General features: G+C 65.2%; 1 protein-coding gene. It reads right to left on the bottom strand.

Annotation, left to right across the window (positions count from 1 at the left end; translation table 11 throughout):
* On the bottom strand, nt 1–244 hold a 244-nt coding region (locus NLU14_RS22720), incomplete at both ends, for a DegT/DnrJ/EryC1/StrS family aminotransferase (RefSeq protein ID WP_275710870.1).

The raw sequence follows: 244 nt of genomic DNA, 5'->3' as shown, positions 1-244 counted from the left end.
AGGCGTAGAGCCGATAAAATGCATGCGTGACGCCATCGCCGGGAAGCGGGGCACGCACCGCCTTTGGAAACTCGGTTAGAACCGCGTGCACCCGCATTGCGATTTCGGTTCGACGCGCCACCCAGCCCGACAACCGGCGGAGCTGGAGGCGGCCGATCGTCGCCTGCATCTCCAGCATACGCCAGTTCGTGCCGAGGCTTTCGTGCACCCAGCGGAACCCCGGAGGGTGCTGGCGCTCATAGAC

The sequence above is a fragment of the Marinobacter iranensis genome (assembly GCF_029207565.1).
GTDB classification, from domain to species: Bacteria; Pseudomonadota; Gammaproteobacteria; order Pseudomonadales; family Oleiphilaceae; genus Marinobacter; species Marinobacter iranensis.
This window is presented reverse-complemented; position numbering and strand designations above follow the sequence as displayed.